Raw genomic sequence first — 25277 nt, 5'->3', positions numbered from 1 at the left:
CTTTTCCGTAAATTCTGCCGAACTGACACATAGGCAAGCGTCCGATAGGTTTCAATGGTTACCACGGCGCAACCTTTGAAGAGTCATCCCCATCGCCGTCAGCGTGAACCCCTCGAACGGAGAATTTCATGTCACGTTTCTCAATGCGCAAAACACTCACCGGAGTAGCAATCGCTGCGCTTGCAACCAGCGGGCTCGTAATGACCGCAGGCACCGCGAGCGCCGATGCCACCCACCCGTCCTCGGCAACGGTCAACTCCTCCAACGTCCGGATCACCAAGAACATCGTCGGCGACGGCGAAGTTGCACCCGGCGGCAAAGTCACCGTGCGCACGGTCATCTCCACGACCGGCCACCCCGAGCGTTACGTCGACCAGTTCGTCGACCGCTACCCCGCCACGTTCAAATACATCCAGGGCACGGCGACGGTCAACGCTTGGCATTTGATCGGCGGTCAGAAGACCGAATCCGTCACGCCTTCGGTTGACACTGCCGCCCGAACCGTGAATGTGCCCAGCACCGGTTGGCTGATCTCGCCCACCGGCAGCAAGACCGTGACGATCGAGGCGCAGTACCTCGTCGCCGACGATGCACCGATCGGTTCGTACCAGGAAATGTCGAGTTCGATCGGCATCTCGACGTTCAACACCGAGCAGAACATCAGCGGCGTGTACGCCAAGATCCGCGCCAAGAACCCCGGTGAGGCTGCCGCATCAGGCTCTGCAGATCTGGGCTTCGGCTCTTCTGACGGCGAGGGCGGAACCGGTTCGGCCGGCTCCTCCATCCTGGACAACCCGGCCGGCTTCATCTCCGACATCATCAGCGGTGTCCTGGCCAACGGCAGCTGATTCACCTGCTCCACCTGTAAACACTCCGTCGGGGAATGTGATCGAGGGTGGCATCGAGTCTTCGGACTCGGTGCCACCCTCGGTCTTTTGTCGCGACCGCACTCCGTCGTGCCCTGCGCCTAAGAACCAAATAGGAAAGCGTTACCTAAGTCATTCGCGGTATGATCCACCGATGAGTTCCACAGGATTTCCGTACTGGGCTGTGCCGGCAGGCCGGTACGTTCCGCTCCCCTTCGCCATGACGACGTCCACCATCGGGCGCGATCAGAAGCGCGTGTGGCGCGAGATCCGCCATCCCGAGCACGAACTCCTGTGGGGCGCTTCCGGCGAGATGAGCGCGTACATCGACGACGTTCGTTGGCAGATCCCACCGACGGTCGGCATGTGGATTCCGGCTGGAACTCCACGGCGCATCACGCTCGGCGCATCCACCGAGGCTCGCTTCACCTATTTCCGGCCCGAGTCGTTCCCCCACCCGTGGACAAAACCCGCGATCATCGGCATCGACGACGTGGTCAAGACGATGCTCATCCATCTGCACCAGCGAAACATGCCTACCGAGGCTCGCTTGCGGGCGGAATCCGTGGTCTTCGACACGCTCGCGCCCATCGAGGCGGCTGATGTCGCAGTGCCGATGCCCGCCGATCCCCGGGCCCTCGCCGTTGCACGCCGCTTGATCGCCGACCCCGCCGATCAACGCGGGCTTGCCGATTGGGCCTATGTGGTCGGAGGAAGCCCCCGTACCCTGAGCCGCGTGTTCTCTCAGGGAACGGGGATGTCCTTCACCGAGTGGAGGATTCAAGTTCGCGTCCGCGCCGCGATGTCCTATCTCGCTGCGGGCGTTCCTGTTTCGACGGTTAGCCGTCGCGTCGGATACGAAACCCCCAGCGCCTTCACCAGCGTGTTCCGCAAGGTCACCGGACGAACACCGAAGAACTATTACTCGGACGCGTGCGAATTGTCAGCCTAGCTGGTCAGAAGCCGTTCATCTTCGAGACCAGTTCGGCGAAGGCATATTTGACGCTCAGCGACGTGGGCGAAGCCAGTGCCATGACTCGGGCCAGACCGAGCTGCTGAATCAGCCTGCCGTCCTTGACTGCAGGCAGGTCGGCAAACAACTTGTCCCCCATCAATCCGGGGAGCCCCTGACCACTCGCGTCGTTGAGCACGATCACGTCCGCGTCCAGTTCGTTGTACTGTTCGCGCGATGCAGTCACCGACCCCTGGGTGTCGCCGCACAGCTCTGCGCTTCCGGCCGACTGCTTCAGTCCGAGCTGGGACATCAGGATGACTCTGCCGTCGTCGGCGCAGTAATTGGTGAGGCCGTCGATGTTTCCCGAGAGGAAGGTCAAGGTTTTCCCGTTCAGATTCGGGGACCCCGCAGCCAGGTCGGCTATGGAATCGTCAGTTTCCTCGATCAGCTCAGCCGCCCGCTTCGGTTGTCCGAGTACTGAACCGATGGTCGACATCTGCTCCTGCCACGTAGTCGCCCATGCGGTCTCCTTGAACGGAATCGTGGGTGCGATCTGAGAAAGACGTGCGTAGTCGTCTTCGGTGATTCCCGAGACCACCGCGATGATCACGTCCGGCTCCAACGCCAGGATCTGCTCGAACGGCACACCGGAAGTGCTGTCGAGCAACGTGGGTTCGACGTCGCCCAACACTTCTTCGTCCCACGGCAGGATTCCGTTCTCCAAGCCTGCCCCACTGAACGACTCCATGGCGACGGGCGTCTTGCCCAGTGCGAGGACCGAATCCTGGCTGTTCCAGCCGATGGTCACGATCCGCTGAGGTTCGGTCTCGATGGTGGTCGAGCCGTACGCGTGATCTACGGTGACCGGCAGAGCGCCGGCCTCGGCCAACTGCGTCGTGTCCTCCGACGCTGTTGACTCGGTGCTGCTCTGGCAGCCTGCGAGCAGGGCAATCGCGGCCAACGCAGCCACTATTCGGGTAGTGCTTTTCATCTTCTGTCAGCTCTCTTTGCAAACGTACTTGTTTCGACCAGGCAGGTATATCGAGACCTGATCCCGGTAATGGGGTGTCGATACTCCATCTGTCCGCTGCCGCGTAGCCCTTGGCATCTGCGAGCACTTTCCGCACCCGCTCCGGCTCTACCGTAGAACTGCACAACGAGTGTTCAGATCTGGGCGAGGAGTTTCACGAGTGTCAGCGCTGCCCGAAACTCGTTCCGGTCCGATGGAGATGATCAGAGTCGGATCGTTCTCCTCCGGACGCGGCCCGCGACTGGTTGCAGCCGTCACCGGCCAGGCGTCGTATCAGGTAGCTCAAGCCCTCATTCCGGTGCTGATCGGTACCGTCGTCGACCGTGCAATCGGAAAGTCCGACAGCACAGCACTTCTCGTATGGCTTGCTGTGTTGTGTGCTCTGTTCGTGGGACTTGCTCTGTCGTGGCGCATCGCGGTTCGCCTGAACACGCAGGTCTTCGTCTACGGCGAACACGACCTACGATTGAACGCTGCCAGACGGGTACTCGATGCCAGAGGCATGCAAGCTCAGCGCTCGACGGGTGAAGTTCTCACCATCTCCACCTCGGACGCCTCACACGTCTCGGGCTTCTCCTGGGTTGTCGCCGAACAGGGCTCAGCTTTTGCGGGGCTCGCCGCGGCAGTGATTTCGCTTGCCTTCGTCTCGTGGCCGCTCGCACTGATCGTCGTACTCATCACTGCTGCGCAGCTCGTATTCATTCACAAGATCAGCGGTCCACTGGACGAGCGTGTGTATGCAGAGCAGAAGAAGGCAGCCGAGGCAGGCATGCTTGCAACTGATTTCACGCTGGGACTGCGAGTACTGAAGGGTTTCGGGGCTGAGCCCACTGCCCTGTCGCGATACGTCAAGGCGAGCCGGGCGTCGATGAAAGCAGCGATCCGGACGGTCAGAGCAATGTCCAGTCTGACCGCGCTCAATTCCGGGGTCTCCGCGTTGGTGCTGGCGTCGGTCGCACTTGGAGCCGCGTGGATGGCGCATCAAGGCACGATCACCGTGGGCAACTTCGTCACCGTTGTCGGCTTGAGCAGGGTCATTGCCGGTCCGATGGAAACTCTGGGGTTCTTCGGTGCAGAACTCGCTGCCAAGCGAGGCTCCGCACGCAGGCTGTCCGAACTCCTGGCCGAGCCGCACCTGATCGAATCGCCGCCCTCCACCGCCCCGATCAGCGCTGTCAGAAGTGAAGACGCCCTGCTGATTTCGACGGACAACGGAACTGTCGTCTCAGCTCGCCGCGGCGAGGTGGTGGGCGTGCGCGCGGACGATTCCGCTCACCGACTGGCACGCCAACTCGCCTTTCAGACTCCGCTGGACCCCGACTGCTACTTCGTATTCGGCACCGATGCAACCGAACTCGGTCCGGACGGAGTTCGCGATCAGGTGTTCGTCTCCGCTCATGAAGGAACCGTGTTCACCGGCACCGTCTTCGACAATCTGGCTGCACCGAACGTCGACTCGTCGGCAATGACGTCATCTGCGCTCGACGACGTGTTGACGCATCTGCCCGACGGCCACCTCTCCGAGGTAGGTGAGCAAGGAAAGAAACTCTCCGGAGGTCAGCGGCAACGCCTTCTCCTCGCCCGCGCTTTGCATCAACCCCAGCCGATCCTGGTCCTCCACGAACCCACCACTTCCGTGGACTCTGTCACCGAACATCGAATTGCACACTCACTGAGAAACTTTCCCGACAAGGCCATTGTGGTGATCACCTCGAGTCCGACCTTGCTCCATTCGTGTGACCGTGTCGTCACGATCGACCACGCCGCTCGGGACGGAGACTCACTGTGACCGACACCCTTCCGGATGCATCTGCTGTTCCGGCTACATCTGCCTTGCCGATCGCGTCGACCACACAGACGGTCCGCGCATTGATCGCACTGCTTCGGCCACGGGGGCGAGCGCTCGCACTCACGACCGTCGTACTTCTCTCCGCTACGGCCTGCGGCCTGTCCACCCCGGCGCTGCTCGGGCTCATGGTCGATGCGGTTACGGAGGGCAAACCGTTTGTCTCACTTCTGCGTATCACCGCATTCATGCTCGGTGCAGCGGCAGCAGGAGTTGCGCTGACCTGGTGGAGCACACAGCTTCTCGCGAATGTCGCGCAGAACGTGCTGGCCGATCTTCGTGAGGACGTGTTCGCCGCCACGCTCGCGCAGCCGTCGTCACTGGTCGAGGATGCCGGAACCGGTGATCTGATTTCCCGGGTCTCGGGTGACGTCGAAGCGGTCAACACCGTTATCGCACGGGTGCTGCCCGCAACGGTGTCCGCCCTGTTCATGATTTCACTGACGCTTGTCGGTGTGGGAGTGATCGATTGGCGATTCACCGTGGCAATCGTTGCCGTTGCACCAATTCACTATTTCGCTCTTCGCCATTTCCTCCGACGCTCCGGACCCGTCTACCGACGCTCTCGCGCTGCGCAGGCCAGGCGGGGACAGCAGCTCATCGAAACCCTGGGTGGTGCAGGTACTGTCACTGCCCTGCGTCGAACCGACGAGCACATCGGCCGAATCGCCGAGACCTCCGAGCATGCCATCAGCTTCGACATGCAGGCAGTTCGACTGCGCACCAACTTCTTCGCTCAACTCAACGGCGCCGAACTGCTCGGACTGGCCGCGGTCCTGAGCGTCGGCTACTGGCTCGTGACCACGGGATCGGTGTCCATCGGGGCCGCTACCGCCGCTGCGCTCTACTTCCACAGTCTGTTCAGCCCCATCGCGGTATTTCTCTCGAACATCGACGAATTGCAGGATGCGGGTGCCAGCCTGGCTCGCCTGATCGGTGTCACCGCGATGCCCGGGCGTCCCGCGAGCATTCCTGCCTCGGCTCGGTCCGCACCCATCGGAGTCGACGTGAAGCGGGTTTCTTACTCGTACGACAACTCCACCCCGGTGATCGATTCGATCTCGATCTCGATCGCACCGGGGGAACGAATCGCCGTCGTCGGCAGCAGTGGTGCCGGAAAGACCACACTCGCCAAACTGATTGCCGGCATCATTCCCGTCGGGGACGGGCGAATCACCGTCGACGGCACACCGATTGACGACCTGAGTGATGCCGAACTTCGGCACAAAGTCGTCCTGGTCAGCCAGGAAGTTCACGTGTTCGTCGGGACGATCGCCGACGATCTCCGGTTGTGCGCACCAGATTCGGACGATGCGAAGATCACCGAAGCCGTCGAAACGATGAAAGCTCAATGGATCCATGAGCTTCCGGACGGGCTCGAGACCAGGGTCGGGGCGGGCGGGTACCAGTTGACGGCGGCACAGGCACAGCACATAGCCCTCGTCCGGCTGGCTCTGCTCGACCCGCCCGTCGTCATCCTCGACGAGGCGACTGCCGAAGCCGGAACCACTGCAGCAGGTCTACTCGATCAGGCAGCCGAGCTCGCAGTCACCGGCAGGACTGCCGTGGTGATCGCACACCGCCTGAGCCAAGCAGTCCGCGCCGATCGCATACTCGTCATGAGCGGTGGCCGCGTGGTCGAGAGCGGGACACATGACGAACTGATCGGCGCGGACGGTTCCTACGCTGCACTGTGGGAAGCCTGGTCGGTACGGAGCTAGAACCCCGCCAGGCTCACCTGAAAGCCGTTACAACTCAGCTGCTACGACGCCTGCGGGCGATGTCCGCCAGGACGACTCCGGCGGCAACCGAGGCGTTGAGCGACTCGACCGGACCCGCCATCGGAATCGACAGGATCGCGTCGCAGTTCTCGCGGACGAGGCGCGAAAGGCCCTTGCCCTCGGAACCGACCACGATCACCACGGGACCGCTGCCGTCGAAATCGTCGAGAGTGGTGTCACCTTCGGCGTCGAGACCGACGACCTGAACACCCTTCGACGCCCAGTCCTTGAGCGTGCGGGTGAGGTTGGTTGCCCGAGCAATCGGCAGACGAGCGGCAGCACCGGCGCTGGTACGCCAAGCGACAGCACTCACGCTCGCGCTACGACGCTCCGGAATCACGACGCCGTGTCCACCGAAAGCTGCGACCGAGCGCACAACGGCACCCAGGTTGCGGGGATCGGTGATGTTGTCCAGCGCGACGAGCAGTGGCGGCTCGGCGTGCTTACGTGCCTCGGACAGAAGATCGTCCGGGTGCGCGTAGCGGTACGGCGGAACCTGCAGAGCGATGCCCTGGTGAAGACCGTTGGCGCTGAGGCGATCCAGATCCGAGCGCGGCACCTCGAGGATGGAGATACCGGCGTCGGCAGCCCGCTGAACGGATTCCTTCAACCGGTCGTCGCTCTCGGTACCGACAGCCACCCACAGCGCCGTCGCCGGAACACCCGCGCGCAGGCACTCCACCACCGGGTTGCGACCGAGCACGGTCTCGGGACCGTCGAGAACCTTGCGGCCCGGCCCCGGACGGCCACCGCGGCCCTGGTTCTGCTTCTCGTCGGCCCGGGCGGCGCGCGCTGCACGCTTTGCCGCTGGGTGCTTGGTGCGTGCCTCGGCGGGAGGGGTAGCACCGCGGCCGGCGAGACCACGCTTGTGCTGGCCACCGGAACCGGCAACCTGGCCCTTCTTGGTGCCGCCCTTACGGACTGCGCCGCGCCTGCTCGAGTTTCCAGCCATTGTTACTGCCCTGCCTTAAGGGACCATTCGGGTCCGTCGGGAGTATCGGTTACTTCGATACCCGCCTTGATGAGGCGATCGCGGACCTCGTCCGCCACCGCCCAGTTCTTTTCCGTACGTGCCTGCTGCCGACGATCGAGATCGGCCCGCACCAACACGTCCAAAGCTTCCATTGCCGTCTCGGTGTCGCCACCGGACTGCGTCCAATGCTCGTCGAGTGGGTCGACGCCCAGGATCGCGAGCATGGCCCGCACCTGACCGGCAGCCACCCGAGCCGCGTCGAGATCACCGGCAGCGAGCGCGGAATTACCCTCGCTCGCCTTGCCGTGAATCTCGGCCAACGCGATCGGCACCGACAAGTCGTTGTCGAGAGCCGCCGCGAAACCTTCGGTCCAAGTACCGAGTTCGACGCCACCCGCACGCTTGTGTGTGCGCAGGACGAACGACTCGAGCCCCTGGTAGGACTTCGCGCTTTCGTCCAACGCCTCGTCCGAGTACTCGAGATTGGAACGGTAGTGCGCACTACCGAGGTAGTACCGAAGTTCTTGCGGACGAACCTTCTTGAGCACGTTCGGCACCGAGAGAACGTTGCCCAACGACTTGGACATCTTCTCGCCACTCATCGTGACCCAGCCGTTGTGCAACCAGTACTGAGCGAAATCGTCGCCGGCGCACTTGGCCTGCGCAATTTCGTTCTCGTGGTGCGGGAAGACGAGATCGCGTCCACCACAATGGATGTCGAATGCCGCCCCGAGGTAGAACTCCGCCATGGCCGAGCACTCGAGGTGCCAGCCCGGACGGCCAGGTCCCCACGGTGTCGGCCACGAGGGCTCACCGGGCTTGACGGCCTTCCAGAGGGTGAAGTCGCGAGGATCGCGCTTGCCCTCGGCCGCACTCTCGCCCTGATGAACGTCGTCGAGTTTGTGGCCGGACAGTGCGCCGTACTCGGGGTAGCTCTGCACGTCGAAGTAGACGTCGCCGCCCGCCGCGTACGCGTGGCCGTTCTCGATCAGGCGTTCCATCATCTCGACCATCTGCGTCACGTGACCGGTGGCCCGCGGCTCGATGGACGGCGGCAGCACACCCAGTTGGTCGTAGGCCCACGTGAACGACCGCTCGAACGTCGCCGCCCACTCCCACCAAGGTCGACCGGCGCCGGCGGCCTTGTTGAGAATCTTGTCGTCGATGTCCGTCACGTTGCGCACGAAGGCAACGTCGTTGCCGTGCGCCAACAGCCAGCGTCGCAGCACGTCGAAAGCGACGCCGCTACGAACGTGTCCGATGTGAGGATCGCCCTGAACTGTCGCCCCACACAGGTACACCGATGCATGTCCGGGGGCCAACGGAACAAAATCCCGAAGGGCCCGCGTACCGGTGTCGTATAGGCGCAGGGTCACGACCAGCGATCTTACCTGTCGTGTTCGGTTGTCATGACCAACGCGGTGGCCATGGCGGCGATCCCCTCGCCGCGACCGGTCAAGCCGAGCCCGTCCGTGGTGGTCGCGGACACCGAAACAGGCGCGCCGAGAATGTCCGAGAGCACCTTCTGCGCCTCGTCGCGTCGCGGCCCGATCTTCGGTCGGTTGCCGATGACCTGCACCGCGGCGTTGCCGACGGTGAACTGGTTCTCTTCGAGCAGTCGACGAACCTCGGCAAGCATTCGAGCGCCGCTCACGCCGTCCCATTCGGGCCTGCCGGTGCCGAAAACCGAACCGAGGTCGCCAAGACCTGCGGCGGAGAGCAACGCGTCACAGAGCGCGTGGACGGCGACGTCGCCGTCCGAATGCCCCGAGCACCCGTCTGCTTCCTCAAACAGCAACCCGGCCATCCAGCAAGGTCGGCCGACCTCGATGGGATGAACATCCGTGCCGAGACCGACGCGCATCTATTTTCCGTCCTGTGAGTCCGCGCTCAACTCTGTCTCCGAGATCAGGAGCGCCCGTGCAAGGACGAGGTCGAGCGGAGTGGTGATCTTGAAGGCGAGAGCGTCGCCGGGAATCGTCTGCACCGAAACACCGAGACGCTCCACCAGAGCGGCGTCGTCGGTCGCGGCGACGTCACCGGCGTCGTACGCACTGTGCAGGACGTCGGTGGAGAAGCCTTGAGGAGTTTGAACCGCACGCAACTCCGAACGCAGAGGCGTTCCGGTGACTGCGCCGAGTACGTCGACCGACTTGATCGTGTCGGTAACCGGGAGTACCGGGATGACAGCGGAGCTGCCGGCTCGGAGAGCGTCGACGACGCGCGCGATCAACGCCGGCGGTGTCAATGCCCGCGCGGCGTCGTGCACGAGTACAAAATCTGCATCGCCGGCAGCACTGAGACCGGCTCGAACCGAATCGGTTCTTTCGGCACCACCACCGACGACGTCGACGTCCGATGCACGACCGAGGTCGGCTACGACGGATTCGACCAGTTCAGGCGGCACAATGACAACAACGCGGTCGATCGCTCCGGATTTCCGGAGTCCATCGACCGCGCGTGCAAGCATGGTGCACCCACCGAGTTCGACAAATGCCTTGGGCAATTTCTCGCCCAATCGCACTCCCCGACCTGCGGCAGGTACCAGGGCTACTACTGCCACTGTCAGCTTTGTTGTGTTGCAGTCAGGACGCGGCCGCGAGGACCTCGTCGAGAATGGTCTCTGCCTTCTCGGTGTCAGTGCCCTCGGCGAGCGCGAGCTCTCCGACGAGAATCTGACGAGCCTTGGCGAGCATGCGCTTCTCACCAGCGGAAAGCCCGCGGTCCTGCTCACGACGCCACAGGTCACGAACAACTTCCGCAACCTTGTTCACGTCACCTGAGGCAAGCTTCTCGAGATTTGCCTTGTATCGACGAGACCAGTTGGTGGGCTCCTCGGTGTGCGGTGCTCGCAGAACCTGGAAAACCTTGTCGAGGCCTTCTTGGCCGACCACGTCACGAACTCCGACGTACTCTGCGTTGTCTGCAGGAACCCGTACTGTGAGATCGCCTTGAGCGACCTTCAGAACCAGGTACTCCTTCTGCTCACCCTTGATGGTGCGGGTTTCGATAGCTTCGATCAGCGCCGCACCGTGATGGGGGTATACGACGGTGTCTCCGACCTTGAAAATCATGTGTCCCGTGCCCCTTTCGATTCCACTAGTTTAACACGTGAAAGAACCGACCACTCATCAACTGTGCAGGTCAGGGGCATCCTTGCTCGAGCGTAGGGGTTGACAGGGCTTGTTGTACGTGCATTCAACTGGTCTGGAGCACCCCTGCATAACCGACTGAAAGCCCACGCAGACAACCGTTGTGGCGACCCGACGGCCAGCCCGCGGGACCTTATCTACTACTCTGCCTAGTGGAGTGCGAACCTGACGCCGTGGAGGACAAATCGTGACTGCTATCCGTAAGCCGACTCGTCGAGTCGCTACCGCCATTGCACTGGCTGCAGGCGCAGCCATCGCGCTGTCCGCTTGCGGTTCCGGACAGGTGAGCCAGACCGCCGTCCAGCAGGCCGCCGTGAACGGCAACAGCGCCAACCTCGGTGAGATCGCACTGCGCAACGTGCACATCGCCTACCCCTCGTCCGAGGAATACAGCATCGAGCCGGGCGGCAACGCCGTGCTCGCGTTCACCGTCGTGAACGACAGCGCCGAGACCACGGACAAGCTCGTCAGCATCACCACCGATTACGCAGCACGCGTCATCGCGGGTGAAGAGGTAGGTGGCTTGACGATCAAGCCGCAGACGTCGCTGCAGGCCGGCCAGTTGCCCGCAGGCGAAGGTGCCGCGACCGAGGCAGAGACCCAGATCAAGAACAACGAAGAGAACGACGACGCACCCGCTGCGCTCACTCTCGTCGTTCTGCAGGACATCAAGGCAGGCGTTCGCCCCGGCTTGACCGTCCCGATCACCTTCAAGTTCGAGAAGGCCGGCTCGGTCACCGTCGACGTACCGGTCGACGCAGGCCCGCAGCTCGAGCGCAACGAGTCGGACAAGTCGCCCGACGTTGCAGAAGCCGGGCACTGAGCCCGAATCACCAAGGCGCACACTGCGCTTCGCAGAACAACTTAAGAATCACACTAGAGGCGGGGTCCATGTCGGACCCCGCCTCTAGTCTGTCCCGGTGGCCAAAGTGAAATCGAACTACCGATGCTCCGAATGCCAGTCGGTAGTGCCCAAGTGGGTCGGTAGATGTCCGGACTGCGATTCGTGGGGCTCGATGACCGAGGTCGCGGTAGTGGCACCCGTCGCCAGTCGCGCCGGCGCATCACTCGCCAAAGCGGGATCGAGCGCCGTGCTCCCTACGACGCCGGCCACGCCGCTGACACAGATCGACAGCACCTCGACGCAGGCCAAGCCCACCGGGATCGGCGAGTTGGACCGCGTCCTCGGCGGTGGCGTCGTACCTGGTTCGGTGGTGCTGCTCGCGGGCGAGCCCGGAGTCGGAAAATCGACGCTACTTCTCGAGGTCGTCTACCGCTGGGCGATGCGCAGCGCGGATGATCGAGCGTTGTACGTCACCGGCGAGGAGTCCGCCGGTCAGGTCCGACTTCGGGCAGATCGCACCAACTCTGTCCACGAACGGATGTATCTGGCGGCCGAATCCGATCTCGCGACCATCCTCGGCCACATCGAGCAGGTCAAGCCGACCCTGGTCATCGTCGACTCGGTGCAGACCATGCTTGCTGCCGACGTCGACGGAGTCGTCGGCGGCGTGACTCAGGTCAAGGCCGTCACCAGCGCCTTGACCTCCCTGGCGAAGGCCAGTGGAATCCCGGTGCTTCTGATCGGCCACGTCACCAAGGACGGCGCCGTCGCCGGACCGCGCTCGCTCGAGCATCTCGTAGACGTGGTTCTGCACTTCGAAGGCGACAAGCACTCCACGCTGCGCATGGTCCGCGGCGTCAAGAACAGATTCGGTGCGGCCGACGAGGTGGGATGCTTCGAGCTGAGCGAGCAGGGCATCAACGAGATCAGCGATCCGTCCGGCCTGTTCCTGCATCACCGCGAAGAAGCCGTGGAAGGCACGGCTGTCACCGTGATGATGGACGGTAAGCGACCTCTACTCGGTGAAGTTCAGGCCCTCGTCGCCGCCACGCCTCTACCGACACCTCGTCGAGCCGTCAGCGGGCTCGACACCGCCCGTGTGGCCATGGTTCTGGCCGTGTTGGAGCGCCGCGTCGGGGTGTCGATCTCGAAGGCCGACGTCTACGCCGCGACCGTCGGCGGTATGCGGATGACCGAGCCGGGTGCCGATCTGGCTCTTGCCATAGCGGTCGCTTCCGCTGTGAAAGCCAAACCTGTACCCAAGGGGCTCGTCATCCTCGGCGAGGTCGGACTCGCCGGAGAGGTTCGACGAGTTGCCGGCGTGAACCGACGGCTGATCGAAGCTGCCAGATTGGGATTCACCAGCGCCATCGTGCCGGTCGATTCCGGCCCGAACATTCCCGGCATGCGCGTCAACGAAGTAGCGAACCTGGCCGAGGCACTCGCCTATGCCGGATTGATGGGCGGCAAACAAGCCCCGTCTCGCCCCAAGCTCACTCCGGTGAAGTGACCGGCCTGCGGCCGACTACCGCGTCAGACCGACGAGGTGCCGAACGGGGAAGTCGGTTCGCCGTCCACGAACTCCTTGGTCTTGGCGAAGTGTTCCGACGTGATGGTCAGGAACAGTCCGCGGGACGTTCCCACCACCGTGTCCGGATCCGCTGTCGGACCTTCGACGATCACCGCTTCCGCGCTGGTGTAGACCTTGCGGCGCACAACGCCGTCGATGCGAGCCCGAAATTCGAGCACCGATCCCAACGGGATCGGTCGGGCGAAGTCGATCTCGAGGTGCCCGGTCACCACCGGCGAGCCGAGAGCCATGCATGCCATGCCTTGCGCCTCGTCGAAAGCCGTCGACAAAATACCGCCGTGAATGACCCCAGGACCGCCCTGATACTTCTTGGCGACCTCCAGACGGCCCGTCACTTCCAACCCGTCACCAGCCCTGAAACTCATCGCCATTCCCGCAGGCTGGTCGTCGCCGCAGCCGAAGCATTTCGACCAGTGCTGAGGCAACTTCTCGCCGGCGGCCGGAAAGAATTCGACCGGCTCCGGGACAGTCAGGTCATCAGGCAGGGTCCAGGTACTACTCATGGATAGGTAATCTAAACGGGGATCAGTCCGGCGCAGGCATCGGACCCGACCGAAGTGACATCGACCTCAGCAGGGAGTTTCTCAATGATCAGTGCGATGGCGGACACACAGTCGTCGTCGGCATTGCGAGAGACCATCGCCAGGTTGGCGCCGGGTACCGCTTTGCGAGACGGGCTCGAACGAATTCTGCGCGGACGTACCGGCGCGCTGATCGTCCTCGGATACGACGAGGAGATGGAAGCGCTGTGTGACGGCGGATTCAACCTCGACGTGGAGTTCGCACCGACCCGATTGCGCGAGCTCTCGAAGATGGACGGCGCGGTAGTCCTCTCGACGGACGGCACACGCATCGTGCGCGCCAATGTCCAACTGGTTCCCGATCACAAGATTCCCACCGTCGAATCCGGCACCAGGCACCGTGCCGCCGAGCGCACGGCAATTCAAACCGGCTATCCCGTGGTCTCGGTCAGTCAGTCGATGTCGATCGTCAGTGTGTACGTCGGTGGTATCCGGCACGTCATCGACGGCTCGGCCACCATACTTTCGCGCGCCAACCAGGCCGTCGCGACGCTCGAACGATACAAAGCGCGACTCGACGAAGTGACACGGCAACTGTCGGTGGTCGAGATCGAGGATTTCGTGACTCTGCGCGACGCGTTGACCGTCGTACAGCGACTCGAAATGGTTCGCCGTGTGTCGATCGAAATCGAGCAGGATGTCCTCGAGCTCGGCACCGACGGTCGCCAGCTGGCACTGCAGCTCGAAGAACTGGTCGGCGACAACGACATTGCACGTCAACTGATCGTTCGGGATTATCTTGCCGGCCCCGAACCCATCGGCACCGCGGCGATGGACAACGTCCTCGTCGCACTCGATCGTGTCACCGACGCCGACCTACTCGATCTCACGACTCTTGCGCGTGTTCTCGGTTATCCGGGCACGATCGAAGCCCTCGACACTCCGATGACTCCTCGTGGATATCGCGTACTGATGCGTGTGCCTCGATTGCAGTTCCATCAGATCCACCGGTTGGTCGGATCCTTCGGCACTCTCCAGTCGCTGCTGGCCGCTACGGCTGCCGATCTGCAGTCGGTCGAGGGCATCGGCGGGCTGTGGGCCCGTCACATCCGTGAGGGACTTTCCCGGCTCGCGGAGACGTCGATCACCGGATCGTTCAACTAGCGGGCCTGTTCGGGCTTGCCCGCTCTCACGCGATGTTGAACGGCTCCGGGGAGCTTCGCAGTGCACCGAGCTGACCGACAACCGTGTACGCGCCTGCGCCCACCGGATTGCGCTCGGGGTTCTGCGCGGTCGCGCACTCGGGGGTCGACGTCGTGGCCGACCAGGCGACCTTGAACGCAGCTTGCTCGCCGGGAGCGAGATTGCGTACGTCGGCTGCGGGCTGGGGATAGCAGTCGACGTTGGACCACAAACGGGTCTTGCCGTCGATGCTGTAGACGAGCACCTGCTGCAGGCCGCCCGCCAGATCTCGATCACAGGGTGCCGAACCGATGTTGGTGATGACGATCGTGAAGGACGGCTCTTCACCGGGAGCGAAGGTCGCCTTGTCTGCGGTCGCCTTGACTGCCAACGACGAGTCCGCGCACTGACCAGCCGGGACCGGAGCGCCGGTGGTCGACGAGGACGATGCCGACGTCGACGATCCCGAAGCCTGCGTGCCCGAGCCACCTGATCCACCCGCAGCACCGCCACCCGAACCACCGTTACCGTCCGGCGCGTTGGAGCCGGAAGGGTTGGGGGTGAAGGAGACGTCCGTCGTCAGCGAGGAACTCGCAGCGGCCGAATTGGCCTCAGGAGTATCGCTTCCACCGCCGAAGAGGGCGGACGCCGCCCAGATGATCAACGCCAGTGCAATGACGGCGGCACCAATGGCCAGCGCCCGGCGACGCCAGTAGATCTCGGGGGGCAGTGGTCCATTCGGTTCCAACACGGACTCAACGGTAGTTGGCGCAGGGTCCACTAACCGTCAGCTGAGGCGGCGTGTCGGTACCCATTGTCTGCTACCGGGTATCACTGCCCCGGAAGATCTAACCCTCGACGGTCTCGACGCTCTCGCCGATGTCGCCGACCGCGCCCTGAACTCGCATGTGACCGTCGGACAATGTGTACGTGACGCCGACGATCGCGCACGCACCGTTGTCCACCTTGTCTGCGATGATCCGCGACCTCTGCATGATCAACGAGCCGGTCTCCACGACGTGTCGACCTTCGAGTTCGTCGACGGTGGACAAGCCTTCGTTGCGACCCATCAGGATGGAGGGAGCAACGCGCTCGACCACGCTGCGAATGAAGCCGTCGGGAACCGCACCCTTGTCCAAGGCGTCGAGCGTTGCCTTCACCGCACCGCAACCATCGTGACCGAGGACGACGATGAGCGGCACGTTGAGCACGTGAACGGCGTACTCGATCGAACCGAGCACCGAATCGTCGAGCACGTGACCCGCCGTACGCACGACGAACATGTCGCCGAGGCCCTGATCGAAGATGATCTCGGCGGCTACGCGCGAATCACCGCAACCGAACAGCACCGCGGTGGGGTGCTGCCCATCGACCAGCTTCGCGCGATCGGCGATTCCCTGGCTGGGGTGAATGGACGCGTCGTTGACAAATCGCTCGTTGCCTTCGCGAAGGGACTTCCAAGCGGAAATGGGGCTTGATCGTGGCATTCACTCATTGTGCACCCGTCGCATTTCGGACTCTCGCCGGGAAGGTTGCGTAGACGCAAACGGAAGCTCCGCGTCCACATTCACGCCTTGTGATGGCGTGCCCGAATTGGAACTTACTTCAGAGTCAGTTTCCTGATACCGTCTCCGAACGTGACCTGGAGCACTTCGACCTTCCGAGTGTGATCGAAGAAACCCGACCAGAACGATTCGGACGGAAAGGGGGATGGCGTGAGCACTGAAGTTGGAACAACCGGGGACGCAACGCCTGCCTCCCCCGCCAAGACGAACATGTTCTCGAACCTGCTGTCCGAGATCGGACTGCTGTTCACCTTCACCGTTCGCGTATGCGTCGCCGCTTTCACAACTCTGCGACACAAGCGCCTCGCCTGGCGTGAAGCGCTCGACCAGATGTGGTTTCTCGCCCACGTCACCTCGGTCGCTTCGGCACTGGTGATGATTCCCCTCGGCGTGGGCGTAGCTCTCCAGATCGGTTCGCTCGCAGACCAAATCGGCGCGGGTTCATACAGCGGTGCAGTCGTCGCGTTCCTCATCATCGGACAGGCCGGACCGCTGGTCTGCGCCCTGATCATCGCCGGCGTCGGCGGTTCCGCAATCTGCGCAGATTTGGGAGCGCGCACGATCCGCGAAGAGATCGATGCGCTCGAAGTACTGGGCCTGCCGGTGTTGGAACGCCTGGTCGTGCCGCGGATGATCGCAATTGCCGTCGTCTGCCTCCTGCTGAATTCGATAGTTCTCGTGATCGGTTTGGGCGCAAGCCTCTTCGTTCACGTCCTGATACTCGACGGCAACGCACAGAGCTTCCTGCGCAATCTCGTTCAATTCAGTCAACCGAGCGACTTCGTCGTCTCCGGTATCAAAGCCGTTGCCTTTGCTCTCATCTCGGGAATCGTGGCCTGCTACAAGGGCCTGACCGTCAAGCGCGGAGCTCAAGGCGTCGGCGACGCAGTCAACGAGACCGTCGTGCTCTCGTTTGTCCTCGTGTTCGTCGCCAACCTCGCAATTACCCAGTTCTACCCGCTGTTCGTCTCGGTGAAGGGTGCCTACTGATGCACCTGCCCATCGCAATTCGTGCCAAGCGGGCCAGTTCGCGCACCGTCGACGGTCTGAGTCGACTCGGCGATCAGTTCACGTTCCACGCGCGTGTCATCACCTCGATTCCGGCAACCCTCAAGCGATATTGGCGTGAAGTCGCCCGTCTCGTCGCCCAGGTGGCATTCGGTTCGGGCACCCTGCTCGCCGGCGGCGGCAGCGTCGTCGTGATCTTCGCGATCTCGTTCTTCGCAGGTTCCCAGATCGGACTCGAGGGCTACCGCGGACTCAACCTCGTCGGCCTCGCACCGCTGTCCGGCGTGATGTCCGCCATCGCGAATACTCGTGAGGTCGCACCACTCGTTGCCGCAATCACCTTGGCTGCCAAGGTCGGAACTGGATTCACCGCGCAGCTCGGAGCCATGCGGATCTCCGAGGAAATCGACGCACTCGAAGTCATGGCGATTCCCTCGCTGCGATACCTGGTCACCACCCGAATGATCGCGGCGCTCATCGCGGTGGTCCCGCTGTACCTGGTCGGCCTGTTTGCTTCGTACATGGCAACGGCGCTCGCGGTGATCCGGGTCAAAGGCCAGTCGGAGGGAACATACGGCTACTACTTCAGTCTTTTCCTCTCTCCCAACGACATCTGGTTGTCGTTGATCAAAGTCATGGTGTTCGCGGTCGTCGTGACCCTCGTGCACTGCTACTACGGTTATACCGCGACTGGCGGACCTGAAGGCGTCGGGCGAGCAGCCGGGCGAGCGCTGCGCACCAGCATCGTCTTCCTGGCCTTCACCGACGTCGCCATGACCATCGCGCTCTGGGGACTCAAACCTCAGGTGCCCGGGTTGACCGGATGATCGTCACGGGTACCAGTCGAATTGCACTGGCACTGCGTGGTTTACTTGCGATAGTCCTGCTGATCGTCGCCTACGTCTTCTTGTTCAGCAGGGGCACGGACACGTTCAGTTCCACACCGCAGGTCAGTGCTGTCGTCCCTGCCAGCGCCGGTGCGCTGCGAGTCGGATCCTCGGTTCAGTACCGCGGCGTCGTCGTCGGTTCGGTCGCCGACATCGAGCCTGGCACCACCGCTTCCACCATCTCACTCGCAATCGACGAGGGTGCATTCGAGGACATACCGTCGACAAGTCAGGTGCGGCTGATGCCCCGCAACATCTTCGGCGACTTCTTCGTGGACCTGATTCAACCTGACGGTCTCTCGCGCGGTCCTGCTCTAGCGCCGGGTACCGAGTTGGCATCAGATCAGTCCGAAGTCGCGGTCCAGCTCTACCAATCGATCTCACGGATCTACTCGCTCGTTTCTTCCCTCGACCCCGCCGACATCAACGTGGCGCTCACGGCAGTCTCGGATGCGATGAGCGGCAAGGGAAACCAGATCGGTGAGTCTCTCGATTCAGTCCACCAAGCGTTGGTCGGTGCGCAGCCCGTCATCGACGGACTCGGTGACGACCTCGACGACATAGCCACGCTCGCCGACAGTCTCTCGACGAGTGCGCCCGACATGCTCGCCGCATTCGAGAACTCCATCACCACATCCAAGACCGTCGTCGAGAAATCCGACGGATTGGCGGGGCTTCTGCGAGCAGGCACCAGCACTGGATCTGCTGCCACGAGTCTGATCGGCGACAATCGCGACCGCCTGATCACCTTGGTCGACGACGCCGATTCCCTCACCGGTGCAATCACTTCGCGGCCGGACCACATCACCACCTTCTACAACGGCCTGCGCAATCTCACGATCAAACTCCCGCCCGCAATGGCGCACGGTCCCTGGCTCAGCACTGACTTGCGCCTGTCTGTCACAGATCTGTATCCGTACGGAAAGACCGACTGCCCACAATACGACGGGACCCGCGGCCCCAACTGCCCTGCCGCCGCGACCGCGTTCGGCGGAACCGTCGGCCCGGTCGGCAGCCCTGCCGAACAATCCCTGATCTCAGCTATCACCCAGGGCGGTACAGCTTTGGACACTCTCGTGGCGGGGCCGGTATTTCGCGGCACGACGGTGGTGGGCGGATGAGCGTGAAGAAATCGCTGATCAGGTTCGGACTGTTTGCCGCGCTGTCGATTCTCGCCACCGTGGTCGTGGTGAGCACTCTGATCAACCCAGTCTCCGGGTCTAGTTCGCAGTACCGGGCCGTCTTCGTCAATGCCTCCGGCCTGGTCACCGGCAGCGATGTTCAGATCGCCGGGGTGCGAGTAGGGCGCGTCGACAGCGTCGAGTTGGTGAACAACCAAGCCGTCGTCGGCTTCGAACTCGAATCCACACAACGTATTCCGACCGACGGTCGGGCTGTGGTGAGGTATGCAGATCTGCTGGGGGCACGGACGATCTCGATCGAACCCGGACAGGGCGAACTCGTAGCCGGCAACTACCTCTCCCCCGGAGCCACAATTCCCGTGGAACAGACTCAGCCGGCGATCGACCTCACCGACATCCTCGGCGGCTTCCGTCCCCTGTTCGACGCACTTGACCCCGCAGAAGTCAACAAGCTTGCCGCACAGGTCGTCCAGGTATTCCAAGGACAAGGTTCCACCATCGAAAGCCTGCTGGAGCGCACAGTTGTCGTCACCGAGAACTTGACGTCCCGAGACGCGATCTTGGACCAACTACTGACCAACCTCGACCGGGTACTCACCGTCACGACGACGAATCGACCCAACTTCGTCGAGATGATCAACACGCTCGACACACTGGTCGGCGGTTTGGCACAGGACCGCCAACAGATTTCGGCCGCAGTTGATTCCGCAGGTGCCCTGACTTCTTCCCTTCAGGACTTGGTGACGCGCGTGGAACCGGACTTGGCTGGCGCGCTGACTTCGATCGATCAGTCGGCCAGCGTCGTCGTCGACAATCGTGAGTCGCTGGCGACCGGTATCACCGCTTTCGATCAACTGTTCACCCAATTGGGAATCGCAATGAGCTACGGCAGTTGGGCGAACATCTACATCTGTAACTTCCGACTCAGCGCGCTGGACCAATCGGTGACTCTCGGCGGCCCCGAGCGTTCGGCGGTGTGCCGATGAACTGGCTTACCGTCAAGAACCCCGTCCGCAACGGAATGATCTGCATTCTCGTCGGAGTCTGTGTCGTTCTGGCCGCACTCGTTGTCCCTCAACTGATCTTGAAGGTCAAGACCAACGAGTACAGCGCCGCGTTTGCCAACGCCACCGGATTGACGCAGGACGATCCGGTCAACGTCGCGGGAGTCCCGAGCGGGGTGGTCACCTCGTTGGCGGTCAGCGGCAACTCTGTTGAAGTCACCTTCCGACTCGACGACGGCGTCACTCTCGGCGAAAACTCGCGCGCGGACATCAAGATCTCGACTCTGCTCGGCCGACGCTCGCTCGACATCACTCCGAACGGATCGCGCTCGTTACCCGGAGGTTCGACCATTCCCATCGAGAACACGAGTGTTCCGTTCACCCTCGACGATCTCGGACGAGGAGCACAATCCACTTCGGAAAACCTTGATCTGCAACAACTGCGAAACATGCTGACCGTGGTGTCCGACAACTCACCGGACGATCCCGAACTCATTCGCCGCTCGCTCGAGGGAATCGACGCACTCTCCGGAGTAGTCAACGACAACGACGTTGCGCTCCGTTCCCTTCTCACCGGAGCGCAGCAGACGACCGCAACACTGATCGAGCAGAAGGACACTCTGGAAACCCTTCTGGGAAATGCGGACCTGGTGATGGCCACGATCGCCGATCGGCGAGATGTGCTGAATGCGCTTGTACAAGACCTCAATCAGTTGAGCACCACACTTGCCCAGTTCCTGGGCGACAACCAGGCATTGGTCGACTCGGTCATGGGAGACATCCACGAGGTGACGGGAGTGCTTTCCGAGAACGAACAATCACTGACCACGTTGCTCGACAACTTCGCCCCCAGCGTTCGGTACGTCACCAATGCGACCGGTAACGGCAACTGGCTCGACCTCAACTCGCCCTCCACCCTCATCCCGGACAATTGGTTGTGCGTCGTCGGGCTCGTTCAGGGGTGTCGATGACCACGACCGTCAAGAAGCTCGCCGTGCTGGCAGCGATAATGATCTGCGCGATCGGTGCGGTCCTGTTCGTCACGCGTGACGAACACCAACTCACTCTCACTGCCGAATTCACCTCGACCGACGCCATCTTCACCGGAAACACGGTGACTATTCTCGGAGTTCCCAGCGGGAGGGTCGAGAGCGTCACGCCGGAAGGGTCCCGGGTACGAGTGGCGATGAGCCTGCCATCCGGAACACGCATACCGGCCGACGCTCAGGCCTGGGTCCTGTCTCCTTCGGTCATCAGCGACCGCACGATCGAACTCGGCCCCGGCTACGAGGACGGTGAGTTCCTCGCGGACGGCGCAGTGATCCCTCTCGAACGAACTCACTCCCCTCTGACATGGGACCAGCTCACCGCATCGGTGAACGAACTGACGGTGGCGCTCGGCCCTGGCGCGGACGGCGGTGGGATCGGTGACCTCATCGGAGAAGGCGCCCACGCGTTGGACGGCAACGGGCAAGCATTCAACGATGCCGTTCGGTCCATCTCACAGGCTAGTTCGGTACTGGCGGGTGCAAGTCCCGACATCTCCGAACTCGTGAAGAACCTGAACACCCTCGTGCAGTTGATCGCGGACAACCAGACCAAGGTCGACTCGCTGTCGAATTCGGTGACAGTCACCGCCCGCGCGTTCAGTACCCAGCGAGAAGACATCAGCGGGGCGCTCGATTCCCTGACCACGTTGCTCGGACAGGTCTCAGCGCTACTCGCCGAACACGGCGAGGCGGTCACCGCCGATCTGGGTGCGCTCGCACAGTTGGCCGGTGCAGTCGCGATCAAACAGGACCAACTGCGCGAGATCATCGAAACGGCACCAACGGGATTCGAGAACGTCGCCAACCTCGTCACCGAAGAAGGCCGAGCCAGAGCGCGACTGAACGTCGCCACCGATCTCTCACAGTTCGACACGACGCGAGAACTGTGCGAGAAGATGCCGATTCCTCTGTGCACCGGGCCTGGGATCGTCAATCCCATCGAATTTCCTTCGGCAGGCAGCTCCGACCTGGCACGCATCCTCGGTGGGGGCAACTGATGGCGTCGAACAAGTCCGTGGTGAGCGTTGTCGTGGCACTTGTCATCGCGGCGCCGTTGACCGGCTGCAGTCTCAACTTCCAGCACCTCCCCCTCGGGCGCGGTCTGCCAGGAGAGTCGTACCCGCTGAACATGGAGTTCGTCGATGCGTCATTGCTGCCCGTCGGCGGCGAGGTGCGGATCGGCCAGGCAGTGGTCGGCAGAGTCACGTCGATGAGCGCGGAAACCTTTGCAGCCGTGGTACATACCGAAATCGAATCGAGCATCGAACTACCCGTCGGCACTCGCGCTCGGATCGAGCTGTCCACCCCGATCGGCGACGCATTTGTCAACCTCGAAGTTCCGGTCGATCCAACGGGCCCCAGGCTCGAACCAGGTTCCACCATCGCGCGAGCGGAGACCGTGCGCGGACCCGATGTCGCACAACTGCTCGGCGCCGTCGGAACTCTGTTGAACGGCAGTGGGTTGGCGCAGGTCAAGAACATCGTCAGTGAGGCTGATCAGATTCTCGACGGCAGGGAGGAGACGATCCGCGATCTGCTTGCGCGCCTTGACACTTTTCTCGGAACACTTGACGACCGAAAGGAATCGATCAATTCGGCACTGAATTCCCTGAACCGGCTCAGCGCTCTGATCGGTGACGAGAGCGCCACCATCGACGAAGGCTTGCGAACACTCACACCCGCGTTGGGCGTGATCGCCGACCAACGACAACCGCTCCTCGATCTTCTCGACGAAACCGATCGGCTCAGTACCGCAACCAATTCCGTGCTCGACCAGTCGGCCGACCAGATTTCCGAGATCACCGGACGACTGTCACCCATCCTCGACCAGTTCTCGGCAATGGGCCCGACACTGAGTGAGACCATGTCCAACCTGGACAACGCGAGAGTGCTCCTCGAGCGCGCCAGCCCAGGTGATTACGTGAACATCGACCTCGACGTCGATGTCGAGGGCACCGTGACCGGGGTGCTCAACGAGATAATTCCGGGCGCCGCACCGCCACTGCCACCTCTGCCCGCCTCCGATCGGGAACTGCCGATCACGACACCCCTGCAAGGAGGAACGCGATGAAGAACCGAACCGTCTATTTCGAGATCGTCGCCTTTCTCCTCATCGCGGTGGTAAGCACTACGTATGTGCTCCGACAAGTAGGTGCTGGAGATCCTTTCACCGGAACATTCTCGGTCACCGTCGAATTGGAGAACGCGGCCGGAATCGCTCCGGGTTCGGAAGTGGCCTATCGCGGAGTCACCGTCGGCGACGTCGAGTCGGTGGAGGTGGACTCTGCCCAGGACCTCGTCGTGATGACGTTGAGCATCGCCGCCGACCAACAGATCCCCAACGATTCGCATGTGGCCATCAGCCAGGACACCGCCGTTCCGGTATTGAAAGTTCAGTTGTCCTCGCAGACCGACGGCGGCCCGTATCTGGTTGAAGGTTCGGTTGTTCCGACTGAGCGCACTTCGATCCCGGTCGCGTTGGGAACCGTGATTGCGAATTTCAACGCTGCTGCCGATACCGTCGATCCGGCAGACCTGCGAACCCTCTCGCACGAACTCGGTGAGGGATTGAACGGATTGGGTCCGGATCTGCAGGCGCTCGTCGACAACTTCGACGTGCTCGCGCGCACTGTCCAAGCCGATCAACCGCGTGTCAACACACTCGTCGAGAACTCGCGCTCACTGTTCACTGCGAACGAGGAAAATGTTGACGCTCTTCCCGAAGTTGCACTCACACTTCGCCAATTGACAGATCAGGTACGAAACTCCGATCCGCAACTGCGCACACTCCTCGATCGAAGCCCGAGTGTTCTCGACAATCAGATACTGCCTCTCATCGAACAGAGTCGTGAGCCGTTCAGTCTGCTGTTGGCCAATTCTCTCGTCTCCACTCAGATCGTCACCGCACGGATGCCCGCCGTCGATGCCTTGTTGGTGGTGGTGCCCAAAGGATTCGAGAAGTTCGGAAGTATCGTCAAAGACGGACGCGCACAGCTTGATCTGATCACAGCACTCGGACCGGTCTGTATCTACGACACGCCCCGGCGATCGGTACAGGACACCTCACCGACCACGCTCGACAAGAACCAACACTGCGCGGACCAGTCGGGCCGGATCCAGAATCGCGGTTCGCAGAACGTCCCCACCGGAGCTGGAACGATCGACGGGGTTGCCGAATACGATCCTGCCCTCGGCACCGTAGCGACCGGTGACGGAACGTCGATTCGTCTGGGCCTCAACGGTGGTCAGAACACCGTTCTCGGTGACAACTCGTTTGCCGCACTACTAGTACAAGGAACGCAATGACCGAGACACCCCAATCCCAGACCCCCGAGAGTCCGACACCCACAATCGCCGAAAAGCCCAAGAGGCTTCGCAAGCAGACCTTGCTGATCGTTGCCGGCGTCCTGGTCGTGGTCGCGGCGCTCGGATGGGGCGCATTCGCGACCTGGCAGAAATCGGCCGACGAAGACGCGCGTACCAGCGCACTGGACAGCGGACGGCAATTCGCCACTGATCTTGCGACGTACAACTTCCAGAACCTCGATCAGAATCTTTCCGTGGTGCGTGACAACTCTGTCGGCGAGTTCGCCGGTCAGTACGCCCAGGTGGCAGCCAACCTGCAGAACATGATCGTGCAGTATCAGGCGACCTCGTCCGCTCAGATCATTTCAGCCGGGCTGGCGAGCAGTGATCGCGACAACGCCGAGGTGCTCGTGTTCCTCGATCAGACGATCACCAATACCAACTCCCCCGATCCGAGGATCGACCGTAACCGCATGCAACTTTCTCTGGTCCGCGAGGACGGCGAGTGGAAACTGAGCAACGTGCAGCTGTTGTGACTCGGAGGTCTGGCGTCACAGGCAGCCGTGTCGGCGACT

25 protein-coding genes are annotated in these 25277 nt (G+C 62.4%); 16 read left to right on the top strand and 9 right to left on the bottom strand.

The window, feature by feature from the left end; genetic code table 11:
- Nucleotides 1-128: 128 nt before the first annotated feature.
- Together B0E55_RS00830 and B0E55_RS00825 are read left to right on the top strand one after the other, a co-directional pair.
- A complete protein-coding gene (locus tag B0E55_RS00830) occupies nucleotides 129-848 on the top strand; it encodes a hypothetical protein (protein WP_241895978.1) in 720 nt (239 codons plus the stop codon).
- A gap of 172 nt (nucleotides 849-1020) precedes the next feature.
- On the top strand, nucleotides 1021-1818 hold the full coding sequence (locus tag B0E55_RS00825) for a helix-turn-helix domain-containing protein (protein WP_020968391.1): 798 nt from the start codon (nucleotides 1021-1023) through the stop codon (nucleotides 1816-1818).
- 4 nt (nucleotides 1819-1822) lie between these two features.
- Here the strand turns inward: B0E55_RS00825 and B0E55_RS00820 are convergent, their stop codons facing one another.
- A complete protein-coding gene (locus B0E55_RS00820; RefSeq protein WP_029254436.1) occupies nucleotides 1823-2812 on the bottom strand; it encodes an iron-siderophore ABC transporter substrate-binding protein in 990 nt (329 codons plus the stop codon).
- A gap of 199 nt (nucleotides 2813-3011) precedes the next feature.
- On the opposite strand from B0E55_RS00820, the gene B0E55_RS00815 reads away from it, so the two are divergent.
- Together B0E55_RS00815 and B0E55_RS00810 are read left to right on the top strand one after the other, a co-directional pair.
- Nucleotides 3012-4640: an ABC transporter transmembrane domain-containing protein gene (locus B0E55_RS00815; protein WP_031330913.1), complete on the top strand. Its 1629-nt coding sequence runs from the start codon at nucleotides 3012-3014 to the stop codon at nucleotides 4638-4640.
- Complete coding sequence (locus B0E55_RS00810; RefSeq protein ID WP_080908899.1) at nucleotides 4637-6418, top strand: ABC transporter ATP-binding protein; 1782 nt, start codon at nucleotides 4637-4639, stop codon at nucleotides 6416-6418. The genes B0E55_RS00815 and B0E55_RS00810 overlap by 4 nt, the downstream gene beginning before the upstream one ends.
- A 34-nt stretch (nucleotides 6419-6452) precedes the next feature.
- Here B0E55_RS00810 and rlmB read toward each other — a convergent pair whose 3' ends face one another.
- The 5 genes from rlmB to carD are packed head-to-tail and all read right to left on the bottom strand — an operon-like array spanning nucleotide 6453 to nucleotide 10525.
- Entirely contained in the window at nucleotides 6453-7430 is a 978-nt protein-coding gene (gene rlmB / locus B0E55_RS00805; RefSeq protein WP_020906105.1) for a 23S rRNA (guanosine(2251)-2'-O)-methyltransferase RlmB, read from the bottom strand.
- A 2-nt stretch (nucleotides 7431-7432) separates the two neighbouring features.
- Entirely contained in the window at nucleotides 7433-8827 is a 1395-nt protein-coding gene (cysS, locus tag B0E55_RS00800; RefSeq protein ID WP_003945830.1) for a cysteine--tRNA ligase, read from the bottom strand.
- 11 nt (nucleotides 8828-8838) lie between these two features.
- A complete protein-coding gene (gene ispF, locus B0E55_RS00795) occupies nucleotides 8839-9315 on the bottom strand; it encodes a 2-C-methyl-D-erythritol 2,4-cyclodiphosphate synthase (RefSeq protein WP_020968387.1) in 477 nt (158 codons plus the stop codon).
- Complete coding sequence (ispD, locus tag B0E55_RS00790) at nucleotides 9316-10014, bottom strand: 2-C-methyl-D-erythritol 4-phosphate cytidylyltransferase (RefSeq protein ID WP_080908898.1); 699 nt, start codon at nucleotides 10012-10014, stop codon at nucleotides 9316-9318.
- A 22-nt stretch (nucleotides 10015-10036) separates the two neighbouring features.
- Nucleotides 10037-10525 carry an RNA polymerase-binding transcription factor CarD gene (carD, locus tag B0E55_RS00785; RefSeq protein WP_003945666.1) on the bottom strand — a complete coding sequence of 163 codons (489 nt, stop codon included), beginning with the start codon at nucleotides 10523-10525 and terminating at the stop codon, nucleotides 10037-10039.
- Nucleotides 10526-10790: 265 nt separating this feature from the next.
- Between carD and B0E55_RS00780 the strand changes: the two genes are divergently transcribed.
- Together B0E55_RS00780 and radA are read left to right on the top strand one after the other, a co-directional pair.
- The gene (locus tag B0E55_RS00780; RefSeq protein ID WP_021342814.1) at nucleotides 10791-11426 is read left to right on the top strand and encodes a copper chaperone PCu(A)C; all 636 of its coding nucleotides are present in this window, start codon (nucleotides 10791-10793) and stop codon (nucleotides 11424-11426) included.
- Between the two features lie 97 nt (nucleotides 11427-11523).
- The gene (gene radA, locus B0E55_RS00775) at nucleotides 11524-12957 is read left to right on the top strand and encodes a DNA repair protein RadA (RefSeq protein ID WP_003945739.1); all 1434 of its coding nucleotides are present in this window, start codon (nucleotides 11524-11526) and stop codon (nucleotides 12955-12957) included.
- Nucleotides 12958-12980: 23 nt separating this feature from the next.
- On the opposite strand, the gene B0E55_RS00770 is transcribed toward radA, so the two are convergent.
- On the bottom strand, nucleotides 12981-13541 hold the full coding sequence (locus tag B0E55_RS00770) for a PaaI family thioesterase (RefSeq protein WP_019746834.1): 561 nt from the start codon (nucleotides 13539-13541) through the stop codon (nucleotides 12981-12983).
- A gap of 96 nt (nucleotides 13542-13637) precedes the next feature.
- On the opposite strand from B0E55_RS00770, the gene disA reads away from it, so the two are divergent.
- Nucleotides 13638-14723 (top strand): DNA integrity scanning diadenylate cyclase DisA, encoded by a 1086-nt coding sequence (gene disA, locus B0E55_RS00765; protein ID WP_024487741.1) that lies wholly within the window; start codon nucleotides 13638-13640, stop codon nucleotides 14721-14723.
- Nucleotides 14724-14748: 25 nt separating this feature from the next.
- Here the strand turns inward: disA and B0E55_RS00760 are convergent, their stop codons facing one another.
- Nucleotides 14749-15492, bottom strand: a complete 744-nt coding sequence (locus B0E55_RS00760) for a DUF4232 domain-containing protein (protein WP_019746833.1) — start codon at nucleotides 15490-15492, stop codon at nucleotides 14749-14751.
- A 97-nt stretch (nucleotides 15493-15589) separates the two neighbouring features.
- Nucleotides 15590-16228 carry a carbonic anhydrase gene (locus B0E55_RS00755; RefSeq protein WP_019746832.1) on the bottom strand — a complete coding sequence of 213 codons (639 nt, stop codon included), beginning with the start codon at nucleotides 16226-16228 and terminating at the stop codon, nucleotides 15590-15592.
- Between the two features lie 228 nt (nucleotides 16229-16456).
- Here B0E55_RS00755 and B0E55_RS00750 point away from each other — a divergent pair, with 228 nt between their 5' ends.
- From B0E55_RS00750 to B0E55_RS00710, 9 genes are read left to right on the top strand one after another with little or no spacing between them, the layout of a single operon-like run.
- Entirely contained in the window at nucleotides 16457-17296 is an 840-nt protein-coding gene (locus B0E55_RS00750) for an MlaE family ABC transporter permease (RefSeq protein ID WP_020968384.1), read from the top strand.
- Nucleotides 17296-18141 (top strand): MlaE family ABC transporter permease, encoded by an 846-nt coding sequence (locus B0E55_RS00745; protein ID WP_020906104.1) that lies wholly within the window; start codon nucleotides 17296-17298, stop codon nucleotides 18139-18141. The genes B0E55_RS00750 and B0E55_RS00745 overlap by 1 nt, the downstream gene beginning before the upstream one ends.
- Entirely contained in the window at nucleotides 18138-19322 is a 1185-nt protein-coding gene (locus B0E55_RS00740; RefSeq protein WP_080908897.1) for an MCE family protein, read from the top strand. Before B0E55_RS00745 ends, B0E55_RS00740 begins: the two co-directional genes overlap by 4 nt.
- Nucleotides 19319-20329 (top strand): MCE family protein, encoded by a 1011-nt coding sequence (locus B0E55_RS00735; protein WP_080908896.1) that lies wholly within the window; start codon nucleotides 19319-19321, stop codon nucleotides 20327-20329. The genes B0E55_RS00740 and B0E55_RS00735 overlap by 4 nt, the downstream gene beginning before the upstream one ends.
- Complete coding sequence (locus B0E55_RS00730; RefSeq protein ID WP_070385856.1) at nucleotides 20326-21318, top strand: MCE family protein; 993 nt, start codon at nucleotides 20326-20328, stop codon at nucleotides 21316-21318. Before B0E55_RS00735 ends, B0E55_RS00730 begins: the two co-directional genes overlap by 4 nt.
- On the top strand, nucleotides 21315-22394 hold the full coding sequence (locus tag B0E55_RS00725) for an MCE family protein (RefSeq protein WP_070385786.1): 1080 nt from the start codon (nucleotides 21315-21317) through the stop codon (nucleotides 22392-22394). The genes B0E55_RS00730 and B0E55_RS00725 overlap by 4 nt, the downstream gene beginning before the upstream one ends.
- A complete protein-coding gene (locus tag B0E55_RS00720) occupies nucleotides 22394-23467 on the top strand; it encodes an MCE family protein (RefSeq protein WP_070385785.1) in 1074 nt (357 codons plus the stop codon). Before B0E55_RS00725 ends, B0E55_RS00720 begins: the two co-directional genes overlap by 1 nt.
- A complete protein-coding gene (locus B0E55_RS00715; RefSeq protein ID WP_046377901.1) occupies nucleotides 23464-24702 on the top strand; it encodes an MlaD family protein in 1239 nt (412 codons plus the stop codon). Before B0E55_RS00720 ends, B0E55_RS00715 begins: the two co-directional genes overlap by 4 nt.
- Entirely contained in the window at nucleotides 24699-25238 is a 540-nt protein-coding gene (locus tag B0E55_RS00710; protein ID WP_070385784.1) for a hypothetical protein, read from the top strand. Before B0E55_RS00715 ends, B0E55_RS00710 begins: the two co-directional genes overlap by 4 nt.
- Nucleotides 25239-25277 lie beyond the last annotated feature (39 nt).

The organism is Rhodococcus sp. 66b, from assembly GCF_002076325.1.
Classification (GTDB): domain Bacteria; phylum Actinomycetota; class Actinomycetes; order Mycobacteriales; family Mycobacteriaceae; genus Rhodococcus_F; species Rhodococcus_F erythropolis.
This window is presented reverse-complemented; position numbering and strand designations above follow the sequence as displayed.

What these genes read in the sequence shown, in the direction of transcription:
- B0E55_RS00720 (WP_070385785.1), top strand. Translation starts at nt 22,394, where the DNA reads ATGGCGTCGAACAAGTCCGTGGTGAGCGTTGTCGTGGCACTTGTCATC.
- ispF (WP_020968387.1), bottom strand. Translation starts at nt 9,315, where the DNA reads ATGCGCGTCGGTCTCGGCACGGATGTTCATCCCATCGAGGTCGGCCGA.
- B0E55_RS00740 (WP_080908897.1), top strand. Translation starts at nt 18,138, where the DNA reads ATGATCGTCACGGGTACCAGTCGAATTGCACTGGCACTGCGTGGTTTA.
- B0E55_RS00735 (WP_080908896.1), top strand. Translation starts at nt 19,319, where the DNA reads ATGAGCGTGAAGAAATCGCTGATCAGGTTCGGACTGTTTGCCGCGCTG.
- B0E55_RS00825 (WP_020968391.1), top strand. Translation starts at nt 1,021, where the DNA reads ATGAGTTCCACAGGATTTCCGTACTGGGCTGTGCCGGCAGGCCGGTAC.
- B0E55_RS00710 (WP_070385784.1), top strand. Translation starts at nt 24,699, where the DNA reads ATGACCGAGACACCCCAATCCCAGACCCCCGAGAGTCCGACACCCACA.
- rlmB (WP_020906105.1), bottom strand. Translation starts at nt 7,430, where the DNA reads ATGGCTGGAAACTCGAGCAGGCGCGGCGCAGTCCGTAAGGGCGGCACC.
- carD (WP_003945666.1), bottom strand. Translation starts at nt 10,525, where the DNA reads ATGATTTTCAAGGTCGGAGACACCGTCGTATACCCCCATCACGGTGCG.
- B0E55_RS00725 (WP_070385786.1), top strand. Translation starts at nt 21,315, where the DNA reads ATGACCACGACCGTCAAGAAGCTCGCCGTGCTGGCAGCGATAATGATC.
- B0E55_RS00745 (WP_020906104.1), top strand. Translation starts at nt 17,296, where the DNA reads ATGCACCTGCCCATCGCAATTCGTGCCAAGCGGGCCAGTTCGCGCACC.
- disA (WP_024487741.1), top strand. Translation starts at nt 13,638, where the DNA reads ATGGCGGACACACAGTCGTCGTCGGCATTGCGAGAGACCATCGCCAGG.
- B0E55_RS00820 (WP_029254436.1), bottom strand. Translation starts at nt 2,812, where the DNA reads ATGAAAAGCACTACCCGAATAGTGGCTGCGTTGGCCGCGATTGCCCTG.
- B0E55_RS00755 (WP_019746832.1), bottom strand. Translation starts at nt 16,228, where the DNA reads ATGCCACGATCAAGCCCCATTTCCGCTTGGAAGTCCCTTCGCGAAGGC.
- B0E55_RS00770 (WP_019746834.1), bottom strand. Translation starts at nt 13,541, where the DNA reads ATGAGTAGTACCTGGACCCTGCCTGATGACCTGACTGTCCCGGAGCCG.
- B0E55_RS00830 (WP_241895978.1), top strand. Translation starts at nt 129, where the DNA reads ATGTCACGTTTCTCAATGCGCAAAACACTCACCGGAGTAGCAATCGCT.
- B0E55_RS00715 (WP_046377901.1), top strand. Translation starts at nt 23,464, where the DNA reads ATGAAGAACCGAACCGTCTATTTCGAGATCGTCGCCTTTCTCCTCATC.
- B0E55_RS00730 (WP_070385856.1), top strand. Translation starts at nt 20,326, where the DNA reads ATGAACTGGCTTACCGTCAAGAACCCCGTCCGCAACGGAATGATCTGC.